This window comes from Micromonospora sp. NPDC049799 (genome assembly GCF_040656655.1).
Classification (GTDB): domain Bacteria; phylum Actinomycetota; class Actinomycetes; order Mycobacteriales; family Micromonosporaceae; genus Micromonospora.
The window spans coordinates 1-15,090 of sequence record NZ_JBFAMU010000080.1; the positions used below are offsets into that span (position 1 = coordinate 1).

Here is a 15,090-nt window from a genome sequence, read left to right on the forward strand (position 1 = left end):
CCGACGGAGGTCGACACCGCCTGGGACGAGGCCCTGTCAGCGGACCGGCCCACGCTGATCGTGGCCCGGACGGGCCGGCCGGTGCCGCACCGGTGGCCGGCGCGCCGGACAGGGTCAGGGCGGTGACCACGCCGAGCGCGATCAGCCCCGATCTGCGTTTCGGTAGAGGACGCAAGGAGGTCCCTTCCTGGGCGGATGGAGTGTGGCGAGTGCCCAGGATCTTCCGAGCGATCTTCGGGTTGCAGCAACGTAATGTGCTGGCGCAGTTGGGCCATGGCCCAGACGCGCCAGCGCAGCGATGCACCGCGTCGGGCAGGCGTGTCAGTGGTGGCGTGTCACCGGCGCCGCCGTCGGGACCGTCGACACCGGCCTACGAGTCGATCGTCACCAGTCGCGGGCCCAGTCCGGTGGCGGCACCACGGCGAGCTGCGGCTCACCACTGATGGGCTCCAAAGCGTGCACGATGCGGAGGTCGCCGTCCGCCGCCGCGTCCTCGTCGATGGTGACGCGTCCACTGCTCCCGTCCGTGCTGACCAGCAGCCACCGGTCGGGGTGGATGCTGCCGTCGTCGACCAGGGCGCGCACGCCGAAGGTGTGGGCCAGCGTGGCAGCGAGATCTCGCTCGTTCTGACCCGTGGCGTCCGCGAGTTCGGTGTCACCGGTGAGAATCCAGCCAAAGCCCTCGTCCTCGTCGGGCGGGATGAGCATGGCGACCGGTCGCGGGGCGTCCACCGCCCGGTCCTCGATCCGCCCGACGTAGAGGGCGTCCGGAGCGATGCCGTAGTCCTGACGCAGGAAGCGGCGCAGAGCCTCGATGGGCAGCTCGTTCTCGAAGTGAATCTCGTACCGCAAGCCCCTACCCCGCTAGCTTTCCGGCTCGCCGTACGGGGGCTCCTCGTAGCCGTCGATGAGCTCCGGGGCGTAGTCAGGACCCCAATCGGAGAACCTGCTTCGTACGCGCCGTGGTGGCGCATGCTTCTCCGTTGCCGGATCGTCGTCCGGACGCGGTCGCTCAGTGGCCACGAGCGCACGCTAACGGAGATCGGAATGCCCGGCCTGGCCATCCCTCGCCTGGCAGCCACCAGGCTCCGTCGGCTCCATGAGGCATCAGGGACGTCCCCAGCTCAGGTGCCTCTCCGACACCTCGCGGCTCTGCCTGCGCTTTGCGCTGTCGCAGTACATGCAGCCGTAACCGACGGTCGGCAGGCCACGCCGGCCCACCTCGAACCGGACCAAGGTACGGGAGCAGCGACCACAATCATCGCCCAGTTGCCCGCTGCCGGGTGCGAGGCCGGGCCGTCGCCGTTGCGCCCGCCGCACCGCGTCGGCGAAGGCCGCGTGCCGGGTCCGCAGGACGATACCGGGATCGGGGCTCAGCAGCGATCCGGTCGACGTCCACACCACGTCGTCGATGACGGCGCTGGATTCGAGGATCGGCAAACAGGGGCGGATGTTCACGCCGCCGCGCTTGGCCTCCGTCGCCTCGGCCGAGAGGTAGCCGTCCGGGTCCGGCTCGACCCAGATCGTCACCGGCTCGTTCGCCACGTCCTGCTCAGCGAGCAATTTGAGCAACGGGATCAGCGACCGCAGCCCGACCAGCGGCGCCCGGGGCAGCCACATCTCCACGGTCCCGGCGCCAGCGAAGTCGTCGCGGAGACGCTCCGTCACGGGCCCGGTCACCCGGTGGGTCGCGGACGAGTCGTCGAGCGCCGTCTCCCACGAAACCACCTGGCCCCGCTCGAAGAGCTTCGCGAAGAACTGCCACACCGCGTCCTGAGTGGTACGGCTGCGGTGCAGTTGGTCCAGAGCCGCGACGACCACAAGGTGGTCGCGAGCGCGGCTGGCGGCAACGTTCAGCAGCCGGGCCCCGTCACCGCCGGACTCGCCCTCGGTGAACCAACGGTGCAGCGGACGTACGCCGGTGCCGGTATCGACGGTGTCGTAGACGACGATGTCCCGCTCGCCACCCTGGAACCGGTGCACAGTCGAGGCGGCCCAGTCTTCCAGGTCCGATGCCGGAAGGAGCGAGTCCAGCAGGCGGGCCTGTGCGGCGAAGGGCGAGATGACACCGAGGCTGGACACGTCACCGGCGGAGTCGGCGAGAAGCCCGGCGACGAGTTGTGCGTGCATGAGGTTGTACCGAGAGGACATGCCCTGTTTCCGAGCGGTCCTCGCACCGATGCGGGAGGTGTCGAGCAGAAAAAGTTCTCCGCCGGCCCAGTCCGCTCTGCTGTTTCGCGACCTGGTGGATAGCGCCGGGTCGGCTTGCGGCGCTCACCGAGCAGTACCGCATGCGTGGCGACATCAACCACGTGGTGAGCGAGGCGTTCTACCCGGAGAGTCCGCTGGTCACCGCCCGGCAGGAGGGCCAGCCTAGCGGTCCCCCGACCGGTGGACGGGTCCCCGGCCGTATGCCGATCTTGGACGTCGTACGCCTGAGGCAGGATGTGCGCCATGACGACGTACCGCCCAGTCCACGGTCATGCCCCGTTGCACGACTGCATCGACAAGGTCGCCTGGATCCGGTTGGAGAACGGCGCCATCCTCAGTTCCCGCTCCCGCGGCAAGGACGTCTACTACATCCCCGGCGGCAAGCGCGAACCCGGCGAGAACGACCTCGACACCCTCACCCGCGAGATCCGTGAAGAACTGAGCGTCGACATCGTCGCCGACAGCGCCGAACACCTCGGAACCTTCCATGCCCAGGCGCACGGACACCCGGACGGCACAACCGTGCGGATGACCTGTTACACGGCCGATTACCGAGGTGCCCTCCAGCCGGCCAGCGAGATCGAGGAGATCGCCTGGCTCACCTACCGGGACTGCGACCGCGTCTCGCCGGTCGACCAGGTCATCTTCGACCACCTCCACGAGTCGGCCCGCCTCAGCTGACGGCCCGACACCAACCGCCGCCCGGCCGCGCCCTGCGCGGCCGGCAGATCGGCTGCAACAAGCGGCGGGGAGAATGAGTGCCGCCCGTCACGTGCGCAGCGCTGCAGCGCCCGGCCGATCTCAATCGTCCCCAGTCGCGGGCCCAGTCCGGCGGCGGCACGACGACGAGCTGTGGCAGCCCTCGCCTCAGACGGGGAGTCCGGCTGTCACAGGTTGTGGCGGTCGTCGGCCGGCAGGCGAGGCGCCTCCGGTGGCTCCGGGGACTGGTCGGGCTGACCGAGCTGCGCGACATGGGTCGGGTCGAGGACCCGGGCGAGGAAAGAGCGGGTCCGTTCGTGCCGCGGGGCGCCGAGCACCTCCTGCGGCGACCCCTGCTCGACCACGACGCCGCCGTCCATGAAGACGACACGGTCGGCGACGTCCCGGGCGAACGCCATCTCGTGGGTGACCACCATCATCGTCATGCCGTCCTCGGCGAGCGTGCGCATGACGGTGAGCACGTCGCCGACGAGTTCCGGGTCGAGTGCGGAGGTCGGCTCGTCGAAGAGCATCAGCTTGGGCTCCATCGACAGCGATCGGGCGATGGCCGCTCGCTGCTGCTGCCCGCCGGAGAGCTGCGCCGGGAACGCGTCGGCCTTGTCGGCCAGGCCGACCCGCTCCAGGTTGTCCCGCGCGATCCGCTCGGCGTCGGCGCGGCCGCGCCGGAGCACCCGGCGTTGGGCGATGGTGAGGTTGTTCAGCACGGTCAGATGCGGGAAGAGGTTGAACGACTGGAAGACCATGCCGATGCCGCGGCGTACCGAGTCGATCTCGACGTCCGGGTCGGTCATCTCGATCCCGTTCACCCAGATCTTGCCGGCGGTCGGCTCCTCCAGCAGGTTGACGCAGCGCAGCAGCGTCGACTTGCCGGAACCGGACGGCCCGATGACGCAGACCACTTCGCCGTGGCCGACCTCGAAGTCGATGCCCTTGAGCACTTCGAGGGGGCCGAAGGACTTGTGCAGGTCGCGGATCTCGACGGCGGGCCGGGATTGGGTAGTCGTCATGTGGGTCACCGAGCCTTGGCGTAGCGGAGTTCGAGGCGTCGTACCACCTGGGACAGGGGCAGGGTGATGATCAGGTAGGTGAAGCCGGCCACCAGCAGCGGCGTGGCGTTCACCCGGTCGTTCAGCGTGTCCCGACCGAACTTGGTGATCTCGATGGTCGACGCCGTCACGCCGAGCACGTAGGCAAGCGACGAGTCCTTGGTGAGCAGGATGAGTTCGTTCGTCAGCGGCGGGATCACGATCCGGAACGCCTGCGGGATGACGATGGTGCGCATCGCGGTGAAGTGCGACATGCCGAGAGTGCGCGCCGCCTCCATCTGTCCCTTCGGCACCGCCTGGATGCCGGCCCGGATGGTCTCCGCCATGTACGCGGCGGCGGTCAAGCCGAGACCGATCGCGATCGAACCGAACACGCCGCCCGGGATCTCCCGCTCGGGGAAGGCGATGGGAATGCCGTACCCGACGAGGAAGAGCACCAGCAGCGCGGGCAGACCCCGGAACAGCTCGATGTACGCCGTGGCCACCCAGCGGTACGGCGCCACCCGGGACAGCCGCATCAGCGCGAGGATGGTGCCGAACACGAGGCCGAAGGCGAAGGCGCCCAGCGTGTAGAGGATCGTGTTGCGCAGCGCGACGGTGATGATCGTCGGGAACATCGCCTTGATGATGTCGACGCGGAAGAACGCCTCTCGCAGCCTGTCCCAGTCCGCGGCGAAGATCACCGCGGCGATGACGGCGACAAAGGCCAGGTACTGGAGCCAGAGGGACAGCCGCTCCCGCTGGCGGCGTCGCAGCTTCACCGTTCGATGCTCCTTGCCCACGCGGAGGGCGCGCGCCGGGCGCGCGCCCTCCTGCCACGAGGTCCGATCACTTGGCCGGCTGCTTGCCGATCCACTTCTCGTAGATCTTGTCGTAGGTGCCGTCCTGCTTGGCCTTGGCCAGCACCTCGTTGATCTTCTTGAGCAGCTCCGGGTTGCCGTCCTTCTTCACCGAGAACCCGTACTGCTCGCCGGTGTCGAACTCGGCGGTCACCTCGAACCCGCCCGGGTTCTCCTTGATGTACTCGGTCCAGACCGGCAGGTCGTTGATGGCGGCCTCGACCTGGCCGTTGGCGAGGGCCTGCTGCAGCGCGGCGAGATCCTCGAACTCGACGAGCTGGAGGCTCTTCTCCTTCTCGAACTTCTTCGCGTAGTCACGACCCGTGGTCGACGCCTGGATGCCGAGCTTCTTGCCCTTGAGGTCGTCGAGCGACTTGTACGGCTTGCCGGTCTTGACCAGCAGTGCCTGAGTTGCGTCGAAGTACGGATCAGAGAAGTTCATCACCTTCTGCCGTTCTTCGGTGATCGTCATACCGGCGGCGGCCGCGTCGCACTTGCCCGTGTTCAGGTCCTGGCCGGACTTGATCCCCTCGAACGGGGTGTCGACGATCGTCTGCTCGACGCCCAGCTCCTTGGCGACGAGGTCCATCACCTCGACGTCGAACCCGACCACCTTGCCGCTGGCGTCCTTCGACTGGAACGGCGCGTACGGCAGGTGGGTGCAGACGGTCAGCTTGCCCTTCTCGATCAGCTTGACGCCCCCGGCCTGGACCTCGCCCTCGTCCTTCTTGGCGCATCCGGCGCTCAGGGCGAGCGCGCCGATCGCCACGATGAGTCCAGCCTTACGGACTGCGCTATGGAAAGTCACGCTGCGTCCCTCCGAATCAGCCCCCGTACGACGGGCAGCCAGGGTTGTGCGAAAGCGGTGCGACAAGGGACGGTACCTGATCGGAGGGGCCGTTCCAAGATCACGGCGGGGGTTGAGTTGAGGCTGCAACCGTCACGGTCAGTAGACCCGGATACTCGGTCCGCAACCGGACGGCAGGAGAGGCCGGGGCAGCGGCGCAGCCGGCGGGAGCACTCGCCATCATGATCGGCGCGCAGCAGGCAGCGCGGCGACACCCCTAGGTCTGGCCCTGCTGGTTCTCGATCAAGCTCAGTGGCAGGGAGGTCCCGCCTTCAGAGATCCGGCTTTCGAACGGACAGGCACGCCGAGGCGATCATCCGAGCGACGACGCTGCTGTACGGCCGTCGCCGCTTGCGCCGTTGTCGTGACCGCACGCCGCGACGATCGTGGACGCCACCACGGTGCGCTGGTACAGCACCCGCCGCCCGCTGCGCCAGCAGGTGACCAGGCCGCTGCGCCGCAGGATCGCCAGGTGCGAGCTGACGGTCGGCGGGGCTAGACCGAGCGAGCGGGCCAGGTCGGTCGTCGACCGCGGCAGCCGGAGGCTGACGAGGATCTCAGCGCGGGACCGGCCGAGCAGCGCGCCGAGCGCGTTCTCCTCCTCGGTGTCGCCGTCGCCGTCCTGCCACAGCGTGCCGATGCCGCGCGCGCCGTACGTTAGGCTCGGCTCACCGGCCAGGCCGAGCTCGACCCAGAGATGCGGCCAGATGAACATGCACGGCACCAGCGTCAGACCGCCACCGTCGCCGTCGACGAGGCTGGCGACCGTGATCGCGTTCTCGGTCAGTTCGATCGACGGGTGCAGATCCTGCATCAGCTCTGCGATGCCGCCCCGGGCGAGCTTGCCGACCCGATAGGCGACGTCGGCGTCCAGGACCGCGCGCAGTTTCGGCCAGTAGGCGCGACGGCGACCCGCCAATACTGCTCGAGCGCGTCGGCCACCCGCGGCGGACCGTCCGCGCCCAGGTCGACGAGCCGGCGCGCGGCGGTCGACAGGCCGACCCCGCGCCGGGCTTCCGCCAACTCGCTGACAAAGTGCTCTAGCGGCCAGTTGGCGACAAGGTGGAGCTGCTGCTCGATGGTCGTCGTGGTGGCCGTCGCTCCGACGAACAGAAACTCCGCGATGTGTCCGCTAGGCGGGACGACCGCGCGGATTGACGATCTCTCCGCCCTAAAGGACGGAGGTTCCCTCCACGCTGCGCGTGGAACACGCGGCGTCCGGGCGGATTCCTGCTTCCTCGCGCGGTGCCGGCACGAGTGCCGGTCTTACCTGCGCTCCACAGGCGTTTGAGTTGTCCCAGCGTCCCTGGGCCAACACGTTGATCGCCGCGTTGACGTCCCGGTCGTGGACGGCCCCGCATGGGCAGGTCCACGACCGGACGTTCAGCGGCTTGGGACCGTCGAGCCGGCCGCACGCCGAGCACGTCTGCGACGTGGGCGCGAACCGGTCGATCTTTGCGAAGGTGCGCCCGTACCGGGCGGCCTTGTACGTCAACATGCGCGTGAACGCCGCCCAACCGGCGTCGTGCACGGACTTCGCCAGCCGGGTCCGGCCGAGACCGACGACGCACAGGTCCTCGACGTACACCGCTTGGTTGTCGCGGATGATCTGTGTCGAGAGCTTGTGCTGCCAGTCGCGCCGGGTGTCGGCCACTCGCGCATGAGCGCGGGCGAGGGTCACGACGGCCTTCTTGCGGTTGTTCGATCCCTTCATCTTGCGGGACAGGTCTTGCTGCAACCGGCGCAGCTTGCGGGCCGCGCGGCGCAGGAACTTCGGGGCGGAAACCTTCGTACCGTTCGACAGGACCGCGAAGTGAGCCAGGCCCAGGTCGATGCCGATCTCGGAATCCGAGGACGGCAACGCCTCGTCGGTGGCCTGCACGACGAACGAGGCGAAGCACCGGCCTGCTGCGTCCCTGATGATCGTCACGCTGGAAGGCGCCGAGGGCAACCTCCGGGACCAGCGCACCTGCACGTCACCGATCTTCGGCAGCCGCAGCCGGCCGTTGTCCAGGACCTTGAACCGGGCGTTGGCGGTGAACCGGATCGCCTGCCGGTTGTCCTTGCGCGAGCGGAACCGCGGCGGTGCCACCGTGCGGCCCCTGCGCTCGCCCGAGATCGAGGCGAAGAAGTTGCGGTACGCCACGTTCAGATCGGCCAGAGCTTGTTGCAGGACGACCGAGGAAACCTCACCCAACCAGGCTCGCTCGGGTGTGGCCTTGGCCGCGGTCACCCGCTTGGACAACTCGGCGTCCGACAGATACGACAGACCCTGCGCCCGCGCTTCCTGCCGTGCGCGCAGGCCGTCGTTGAACACCACCCGGGCACACCCGAACGCCCGAGCCAGCGCCTGCTGCTGACTCGGCGTCGGATAGACGCGGTAGTTGTAACGCAGCTGCACCCGTGCACCGTACTGAACTCGAAGGCATCCGCACAGGTAGACACTGCGTGTTCGCTCAGCACGCCGACATTGGCCTTCGTGAACCAAAGTCCGGCACAACGTGTTCGGCGACGCGCACCTCACCCGAATGCAGGAGATCATGCGGGCGGTGTGCGCGGACTTCAAGACCGAGCTGGTCGAGTTCAACGGCGAGAACAACCACGTCCACCTGCTCGTCAATTTCCCGCCCAAGGTCGCCCTGGCGAAACTGGTCAACAGCCTCACAAGCTCTGGTCGGATTCGTACCTCGCAGGCTCCGCCGGCGGCGCACCGCTGAGTGTCGTGCGTCAGTACATCGAGCAGCAGAACCGCCCGGTCTAAGGCACCGCTCGGGCCTTGGCGGCCCTCCCCGCACGGACCATCACCCCCGCCCTGAAGGGCGGAACACTGGCCCGCATCCCGGTAGCCGGATCATCAGGCCAGAGTCTGGCACATGTTCTCGAGCGTGCCCTGAACCACGGTGAACTCCCTCGATCCGTCCGGATGCGCGACGAGCACGTTGTGGCCCGACACCACGTAGACTCCGGGCGACGGACTGCCGGCCGTGATGCCCGCGATGCCGTTGCCCTGGAACACGAACTCGGTGCCGCCGTCTCCGTCCCGGGTCGCCCGCAGCGTGCCGGATCCGTCGCGCCGGGCCGCCTCGCCGGTCTCCACGTTCGTGAACACGACGCCCAGCGAGCCCTGGAACTCCTGCACCTTGGGGCTGCCGTCTGGGAACGTCTCGAGGACCCGGGTGAACTCGTGGTCGTACACGACCTCGCCATGGAGTTCGAACGAGCAGGCCAGACCGGCGGGCAGGGTGAACGACGGGGTCTGGAACGGCATCCAGCCGGAGTTCCCGCCGGCCGCGGCTTCGCCCGAGGCCGCAGTCGCGGGGGCGGTCGCCACCATCAGCGCCGCGCCGAGCGCGGCCAGTGCTTTGACGAATGTCTTCATGTCCACAGCGTGTCCGGATCGCCGGGCCGCGGCCACGATTAGTTTTCCATCGAATCGTCGACGACGGTTCTGGATCGCGTTCTCACCGGCAAGATCATCGACGTCTGCGTGGGACGGCCCTGCCCGTGACGCCGTGACCGGCCGGACCCGGCGGCACCCGCCGCGGTCCGGCCCTGCGCACGGAGTTGAGGTCGGTTCCCGCCCATCCGACCTCCGGATGGGCGGGAACCAGGCGGTCTACAACTGGACGAGACGGGTCAGGTCCACCGTGGAGATCGCGCCGGCGCGGACCTCAGCTACCGCGACCGGCTGGCCGACGACGCCGTTGGGCAGGTCGACCTGTACCAGATAGGTCCCGGGACGCAGGTGCACGAAGCCGAACCAGCCGTCGCCGTCGGTAGGCCGGGTGATCGGCTCACCGTCGGTGGTCAGCGGCCGCAGGGTGACGGTCGCCTGATCCAGCGGCGCGCCGGTGCGCAGCGCAACGCGGCCGGACACGTGCCCCTCGGCGGGGGTCGCCTTCCACGGCATCACCGGCACCGCCACCTCGTTGGCGAACGGAGCGCCCGGCCCGGTGGTCAGCGCCTGGGCCAGCCTGTCCCGCTCCGCGTTGCGGAAGGACAGCGGCTGGCTGACTCCGGCGCGGGTCGGATTGGCGTACGAGTAGCCGCTCCAGCCGGCGGGGGTGTTGCCCGCCGCGGTGGGGGCGAGCGCCCGGCGCACCTGCTCGACGCTGTCGGGGATGTCGTTCAGGTACAGGGCCGGCCCGATCACCGCCTGTCGGTCGCCCTGCCAGTCGGCGAGCACCTCGGTCCACTCGTCGTACATCTGCTTCTGGTCGGGCATCCAGTTGCGCTTGTAGTTCATAGCGACGACCGTGTCCATGATCCCCTCGGCCATCCAGCCCTTCCAGTCCTGCAACACCTCGGCGTACGGCCGGGTCTTCTCCCAGCCGCCCATGGTCTGCGGCCCGTAGCTGTAGGTGATGCCGTCCATCGACAGGCGCGCCTGCGGATCCACCTCCCACATGCCGAGGTAGATCTTGCGGACCAGGTTGGTCATCTGGGTACGCCGCCAGTCCGAGAACTGCGGGTCGGAGGGTAGCGGTGTGTCGGTGCGGCCGGTGGCGGCGCGGAAGCGGGCCAGCGAGGTCTCGCTGTAGCCCCAGTCGCTGTGCGTGGTGGTGGAGTTGAAGTCGGGGTAGCGCACGTAGTCGAGGTTGACCCCGTCGACGTCGTACTCACGCACGATGCTCTGGATCGCCGAGACGATGTAGTTGACCGCGCCCGGGTTGGCAGGGTCCATGTAGGCGTTGGCGCCCATGAGTTCGAGGCCGTCGTAGCGCTTGTTGAGCCAGCGGTCAGCCCCGGTGGCCGACCGACCGTGCTTGTTGAAGACATGCTCGGGTGAGGAGTGTGGTGTGGCCGAGTTCCACATCGTGTTGACGTTGACCCAGGCATGCACCTCCATGCCCGCCGCGTGCCCCTGCGCGATCATCTCGTCGAGCGGGTCGTAGGGCCGTGGTGCGATCCCCGCGTCGGTACGCGGGTAGAGCGCCCGGTTGCAGAAGCAGTCGTAGCGCCGGGCGATCTGGACGATCAGTGCGTTGGCGTTGATCTTCTTGGCGTCCTGCACGAGCTTGGTGACCTGTGCGGGGTTGTAGATGCCCTCGTTGAACGCGTCGACCCAGTAGCTGCGCCACTGCTGGGTGGGTTGTTCCGTTTCCAGGCCCGCGTTCGCGGGGGTGGCCATGCTTAGCGCGAGGACGGTGGCGGTCAGGGCGGCTAGCACTCGTCTTTTCATGTGCCCTCCATGCCGGAAGGTGCGCTGAAGAATATCTGCAGCGATTGACCTAAAGGCGAAGGTAAGCTACGGGGCACTCCGGGGGCAAGGGATCGGAGCGTGCCGGCTTCCAGTCAACGGCGCAGGCGGCGGGAGCACTCGCCGTCGTGCCGCCATGAGCGGCCCTACGCGGCTAGCCTCGTGACCGCAACGACGACCATGAAGGCGACAGGTCCGGCTACGAGTCCAGACAGGTACCCGATACCGAGCGCCCGCGCCTGCCGGAAGAACAACGACACAAGGGCGCTCACCAGCAGGAAGCCGCCGAGCGCTAAGCAGGCCAGCGCCCCGAGGGTATAGATGTTGAACCCGCTGTCCGGTGTCGCGGTGGCCGCGAACACCTCCACGTACTGATGAATGAGTGCCAGCGGAGTAATTGACAGGACCATTCCAGAAACAGCGCCGATCAGGCTCATCACCACCGCTGCCACCGTTCGGCGCGGAGGTCTCGGCACCGGTGCCTCCAGGTCTCCGGCTGTGGGCACGAACCACGGCCAGTGCTCGTCCGAGCCGGACATGCGGAGCCTCCTGCGCGAGACCGTACCAGTGAGATGGCAGCCGAGGAGGGACGCGCCGAGGACGGCCGCCGGCCGCACGAGGGCTTCTCCGCGCTCGCGCGGGCTCTCACCTGGGTCCTCGACAGCGACCCGCGGACCGCGAACTCGGTTGATTCCCTACCGGGGATCCGGCTCGTCGTACGGTGGTTCCTCGTAGCCGTCGATGATCTCGGGGCCGTAGTCGGGCCCCCAGTCAGAGAACCTGCTCTGTTCACGCCGAGGCGCAGGCGGCTTGCCCGTCGCCGGTTCGTCGTCCGGACGCGGTCGCTCCCTGGTCACGAGCGCACGCTATCGCATACGAAGACGCTGCCGGAACGGGCGTTGCTCCAGGTGGCGGGGCCAGGAAGGGCCAGCCTGACGATCAGCCGACCGGTGGATCCGCCCCCGGCCGTATGACGATCTTGGACGTCGCACCCCTGAGGCAGGATGTGCGCCATGACGACGCACCACCCGACCACCCGGCGCCTGGTCTACGGCCACGCCACCCATCACGACTGTCTCGCCTTCGCCGATGCCGACACCGCGACCGAGGAGGGCGCGGAGATCAGAGCGCTCGCCTCCGCGCGTACGTGGGGCGAGGCCCGGCAGGTCCAGATGACGCACCTGGACAACCCCGCCGGCCCCGACTGCTACGAGCCGGACGACGACGCCTACGCCGACGACAAGCCGTTCAAGATCACCGAGGTGGGTGCAGTCGTGGAGGGGTACTGGCCCCCGATGGTCACGACGCGGGCGTTCGACGTGCTGCCGGAGGACCTGCAGGACCAGTACGGCAAAGTCGTGTACACGGTGCACAACGGTGAGTACCTCGAGATTCCGCTCGACCGCGAGGGTGAACTGGTGCCGGAGCTGCGGGAGCATGGCTACGAGGTGACCCGCGACGACGACCTCATCAACCTGCTCGACGGCTTCAGCCTGGGCTCGCTGGCCGCCTGAGGAACGACGGAGACGCCGGCCTCGCGTCCGAGCACTGGCGGAGGTCGCCAGCCGGGCGCGAGCCGGCGTCTCCGTGGCTCGTGCTCACCGGCGGCGCTTGTTCAGACTCGGAAGGCCGCCGGATACGGTCCGGACGGTGCCGTCGACGTTGCTCCGGCCCGGCTTCTGCAGGGCCTCGGTGACCCGCCGCCCGGCGAGGTCGGAGGCACTCAGGTTGACGACGACCCGGTCCGACCCTCGCCAGCTCCGCAAGCGGGCCAGCGCCTGCTGACTGTCGGCGACACCGGTCAACGCACGGATCGCCGGCATCGCCCAGGACGGGTCAGCGAGCAGGAGATGGGCGCAATCGGCGGGGCTCAGCCGGTGCTGCGAGGCGTTACCCACCGGAACGAGGGAAGCGTGGATCATCCCATTCTGGCGCCACAACCACACCGGCCTCTTGCCATCGTCGGCCCGCATCACCGGGGTAGTCGATGCGCCAGTCGCTCTGGGCGACGGCGTCGACGAGGCTCCTACGGTTCGGCCGGGGGTGGCGGGCGTCGCCGCCGGCTTGGCCGCGACATGGGCTTGCAGAGCGGCCGTGGGCTGCGCTCGTCGCCGCGACTGTGGCGGGACGTCGACAGTCGGGCGGGGCGAGGCAGCCCCTCCCGACGAGGCGTCCTCGCCGGGCTGTGGGGGCTCGGTCGGTGCCGCGTGCCGTTCCCGCAGGAACCAGCCGGCATGCTCCCACTGTTGAGGCGTGAACCTGACCGGGATGACCTCGGTCAGGTGCGGTGCCGACGGGTCCTGAACGGTGAGTTGCGCGCGCCGCTTCGCATGGTCGGCTGCGGTGAGCGACCCGATGTCGAGGACCGTGGCCAGCGGTATCCGCCTGGCGTCCGCCTGCAGCCAGGGCAGCAGCCGCCGACGCCGGACGACAAGGTGCTCCTCTTCGAACCACGCGTACCAACGCCGACCGGCCATCCCGAACACCTCCCGTGCTGCGCACGTTAGCGGCCCGATGATTACTGCTGCCTCAGCACAACGGTCAGTTGAGCCACCGGTTGGGCGTACCTTCTGGTCGTCCTCTGCCGAGACGGTGGCCTCCCCCGTGTCGGTCTGCGGCAGCACGAGCAGCCGCGCTGCTGTGGACAGCCCTGACCCACCATTGAGGATGGCCGCCAGTACCCGTAGCCTCTGCAGCCATGCCGGAGACCTTCCAGATGGACCGCGTCGATCGCATCGCCGACATTCTCTACGGAGTAGCCGTCGCCCAGGGGCTCATCGAGTACGGTCCGCTCGGCAGGCGAGTCGGAGTGCTTCCTCACTACCTGGGCCCCCAGTTGGAAAAGGTCTCGGTCCGGGCAGCGGGGCTCAGCGAGCCCATCTGGAGCGCGCTCGTCGTCGGCAAGGACACCCGGCGTCCACACGAGGGTTTCTACGGGTTGGCCCGCCGCATGCGGGAGGAATACAAGGACCTCACCGACGATGTGCTGTGGGAGCAGGAGCGCGAGCGCTGCTACGCCGCAGCCCGCTGACTCCCCCGGCAGACCGCCGGGACAGCACGCAGCGCCACCGATTGATAACGTGACGGCGACATCGACGACCGGCTACGTCGGTGCGCCGGAGGGTCACGCATGTGGGCAGACGAGGCCGCGCTCGACGCGACGGCGCGACGGATCGACGACTGGGAGTCCTCCATCGCCGAACGGGCGGCCCGGGCAAGGGCGCTGGCCGCGCAGATCCAGGCGCTGACCGGCAACGCCCGCAGCCCGGACCGAATGGTCGAGGTCACCGTCGACTCGGCCGGCCTGCTGACCGATCTGCGGCTCGACGAACGCACCCGGCAGCACGCCGCGGCACTCACCGCGCGGCAGATCCTCCAGACCGCCCTGGCCGCCCGTCACGACCTGCTGCGGCAGGTCACCGAGATCACCACGCAGGCCCTCGGTGCCGGCGATCCGACGGCGGCGGCGCTCGTCGCCTCGTACTGGCATCGACTGGACCCTGACCAGGGACCATCGGATGCCGGCCGGTGACGGCATCCGGGTCGACCCCGACGACCTGATCCGCCATGCCACCCGCCTCGACCGCAGTGCCGACGACCTCGACACCGCCCGGCAGGCAGGTCAGCACGTCCGGCTCGGCACCGACGCGTACGGACAGTTGTGCGCGATCATGCCGCTGCTGCTCGACGGGCTCCAGCGGACGCTCGTCGAGGGCATCGGCACCGCCGTCGGCTCGGTCCGCGACACGGCCGGCCGACTACGGACCAGCGCGGCCAACTACCGAGCCTCCGACGTCCACGCCGAACAACTACTTCTTCGGGCACGGGATGGCCGGTGACCGCCAACCCGCTGGTCGCCCCCGTCACCGACACCCCGCCCAGTGCCTGGGCCGGCATCTGGATCCTCGAGGACATCGAACTCATCGCCCAAGGCGTACACAGCGGCAGTTGGATCGACGGCAGCCTCGGCGTGGTCAGCGCCGGACTCGATGCCCTCGCCTTCGTCTCCGACCCGGTCGGTGCCCTCCTCCAGTACGGCATCGCCTGGCTGATCGAGCACGTCAAGCCGCTCAGCGAGGCTCTGGACTGGCTCGCCGGCGATCCTGCCCAGATCACCGCCCACGCACAGACCTGGCGCAACGTCGCCGCAAGCCTGCGCGACGAAGCCGCCCAGCTCGCCGCCGCCGTCCGCACGGACGTCGGCGGCTGGGGCGGCACCGCCGGACC

15 protein-coding genes and 3 pseudogenes are annotated in these 15,090 nt (G+C 68.9%); 7 read left to right on the forward strand and 11 right to left on the reverse strand.

Translation table 11 applies throughout. The features are described from left to right. Positions 1-384: 384 nt before the first annotated feature. Both AB0I76_RS09560 and AB0I76_RS09565 read right to left on the reverse strand, forming a co-directional pair. Positions 385-852: a hypothetical protein gene (locus tag AB0I76_RS09560; protein ID WP_357032384.1), complete on the reverse strand. Its 468-nt coding sequence runs from the start codon at positions 850-852 to the stop codon at positions 385-387. A 255-nt stretch (positions 853-1,107) separates the two neighbouring features. Next, positions 1,108-2,220: pseudogene (locus tag AB0I76_RS09565) on the reverse strand (C-terminal helicase domain-containing protein); the annotation flags it as partial. Positions 2,221-2,454: 234 nt separating this feature from the next. On the opposite strand from AB0I76_RS09565, the gene AB0I76_RS09570 reads away from it, so the two are divergent. Continuing rightward, positions 2,455-2,892, forward strand: a complete 438-nt coding sequence (locus tag AB0I76_RS09570) for an NUDIX domain-containing protein (RefSeq protein WP_357032386.1) — start codon at positions 2,455-2,457, stop codon at positions 2,890-2,892. 206 nt (positions 2,893-3,098) lie between these two features. Here the strand turns inward: AB0I76_RS09570 and AB0I76_RS09575 are convergent, their stop codons facing one another. The 5 genes from AB0I76_RS09575 to AB0I76_RS09595 all read right to left on the reverse strand — a co-directional run bounded on the left by AB0I76_RS09575 (position 3,099) and on the right by AB0I76_RS09595 (position 8,064). After that, the gene (locus AB0I76_RS09575) at positions 3,099-3,938 is read right to left on the reverse strand and encodes an amino acid ABC transporter ATP-binding protein (RefSeq protein ID WP_357032389.1); all 840 of its coding nucleotides are present in this window, start codon (positions 3,936-3,938) and stop codon (positions 3,099-3,101) included. 5 nt (positions 3,939-3,943) lie between these two features. Then, a complete protein-coding gene (locus tag AB0I76_RS09580) occupies positions 3,944-4,738 on the reverse strand; it encodes an amino acid ABC transporter permease (RefSeq protein ID WP_357032392.1) in 795 nt (264 codons plus the stop codon). A gap of 67 nt (positions 4,739-4,805) precedes the next feature. Continuing rightward, a complete protein-coding gene (locus AB0I76_RS09585; protein ID WP_357032395.1) occupies positions 4,806-5,585 on the reverse strand; it encodes a basic amino acid ABC transporter substrate-binding protein in 780 nt (259 codons plus the stop codon). A 391-nt stretch (positions 5,586-5,976) separates the two neighbouring features. Further along, positions 5,977-6,582: a DUF5937 family protein gene (locus AB0I76_RS09590; protein WP_357032398.1), complete on the reverse strand. Its 606-nt coding sequence runs from the start codon at positions 6,580-6,582 to the stop codon at positions 5,977-5,979. 252 nt (positions 6,583-6,834) lie between these two features. Beyond that, positions 6,835-8,064, reverse strand: a complete 1,230-nt coding sequence (locus tag AB0I76_RS09595; RefSeq protein WP_357032401.1) for a transposase — start codon at positions 8,062-8,064, stop codon at positions 6,835-6,837. A 2-nt stretch (positions 8,065-8,066) separates the two neighbouring features. Here AB0I76_RS09595 and tnpA point away from each other — a divergent pair. Next, positions 8,067-8,424 (forward strand): annotated as a pseudogene (gene tnpA / locus AB0I76_RS09600) (IS200/IS605 family transposase). 93 nt (positions 8,425-8,517) lie between these two features. Here the strand turns inward: tnpA and AB0I76_RS09605 are convergent. The 3 genes from AB0I76_RS09605 to AB0I76_RS09615 form a co-directional block, all read right to left on the reverse strand. Beyond that, on the reverse strand, positions 8,518-9,042 hold the full coding sequence (locus tag AB0I76_RS09605; protein ID WP_357032404.1) for a hypothetical protein: 525 nt from the start codon (positions 9,040-9,042) through the stop codon (positions 8,518-8,520). A gap of 237 nt (positions 9,043-9,279) precedes the next feature. Next, positions 9,280-10,845, reverse strand: a complete 1,566-nt coding sequence (locus AB0I76_RS09610) for a family 10 glycosylhydrolase (RefSeq protein ID WP_357032407.1) — start codon at positions 10,843-10,845, stop codon at positions 9,280-9,282. Positions 10,846-11,009: 164 nt separating this feature from the next. Continuing rightward, complete coding sequence (locus tag AB0I76_RS09615; RefSeq protein ID WP_357032411.1) at positions 11,010-11,402, reverse strand: hypothetical protein; 393 nt, start codon at positions 11,400-11,402, stop codon at positions 11,010-11,012. 474 nt (positions 11,403-11,876) lie between these two features. On the opposite strand from AB0I76_RS09615, the gene AB0I76_RS09620 reads away from it, so the two are divergent. Beyond that, entirely contained in the window at positions 11,877-12,377 is a 501-nt protein-coding gene (locus tag AB0I76_RS09620; RefSeq protein ID WP_357032414.1) for a hypothetical protein, read from the forward strand. A gap of 84 nt (positions 12,378-12,461) precedes the next feature. Here the strand turns inward: AB0I76_RS09620 and AB0I76_RS09625 are convergent, their stop codons facing one another. Continuing rightward, entirely contained in the window at positions 12,462-13,340 is an 879-nt protein-coding gene (locus AB0I76_RS09625; RefSeq protein WP_357032417.1) for a hypothetical protein, read from the reverse strand. Positions 13,341-13,561: 221 nt separating this feature from the next. Here AB0I76_RS09625 and AB0I76_RS09630 point away from each other — a divergent pair, with 221 nt between their 5' ends. The 4 genes and pseudogenes from AB0I76_RS09630 to AB0I76_RS09645 all read left to right on the forward strand — a co-directional run. Then, a complete protein-coding gene (locus AB0I76_RS09630; RefSeq protein WP_357032420.1) occupies positions 13,562-13,894 on the forward strand; it encodes a hypothetical protein in 333 nt (110 codons plus the stop codon). 99 nt (positions 13,895-13,993) lie between these two features. Next, positions 13,994-14,395, forward strand: a complete 402-nt coding sequence (locus tag AB0I76_RS09635; protein WP_357032423.1) for a YbaB/EbfC family DNA-binding protein — start codon at positions 13,994-13,996, stop codon at positions 14,393-14,395. After that, positions 14,382-14,702, forward strand: a complete 321-nt coding sequence (locus tag AB0I76_RS09640) for a type VII secretion target (RefSeq protein ID WP_357032426.1) — start codon at positions 14,382-14,384, stop codon at positions 14,700-14,702. Before AB0I76_RS09635 ends, AB0I76_RS09640 begins: the two co-directional genes overlap by 14 nt. Beyond that, positions 14,699-15,090, forward strand: a pseudogene (locus AB0I76_RS09645) (WXG100 family type VII secretion target); the annotation flags it as partial. The gene AB0I76_RS09640 and the pseudogene AB0I76_RS09645, both read left to right, overlap by 4 nt.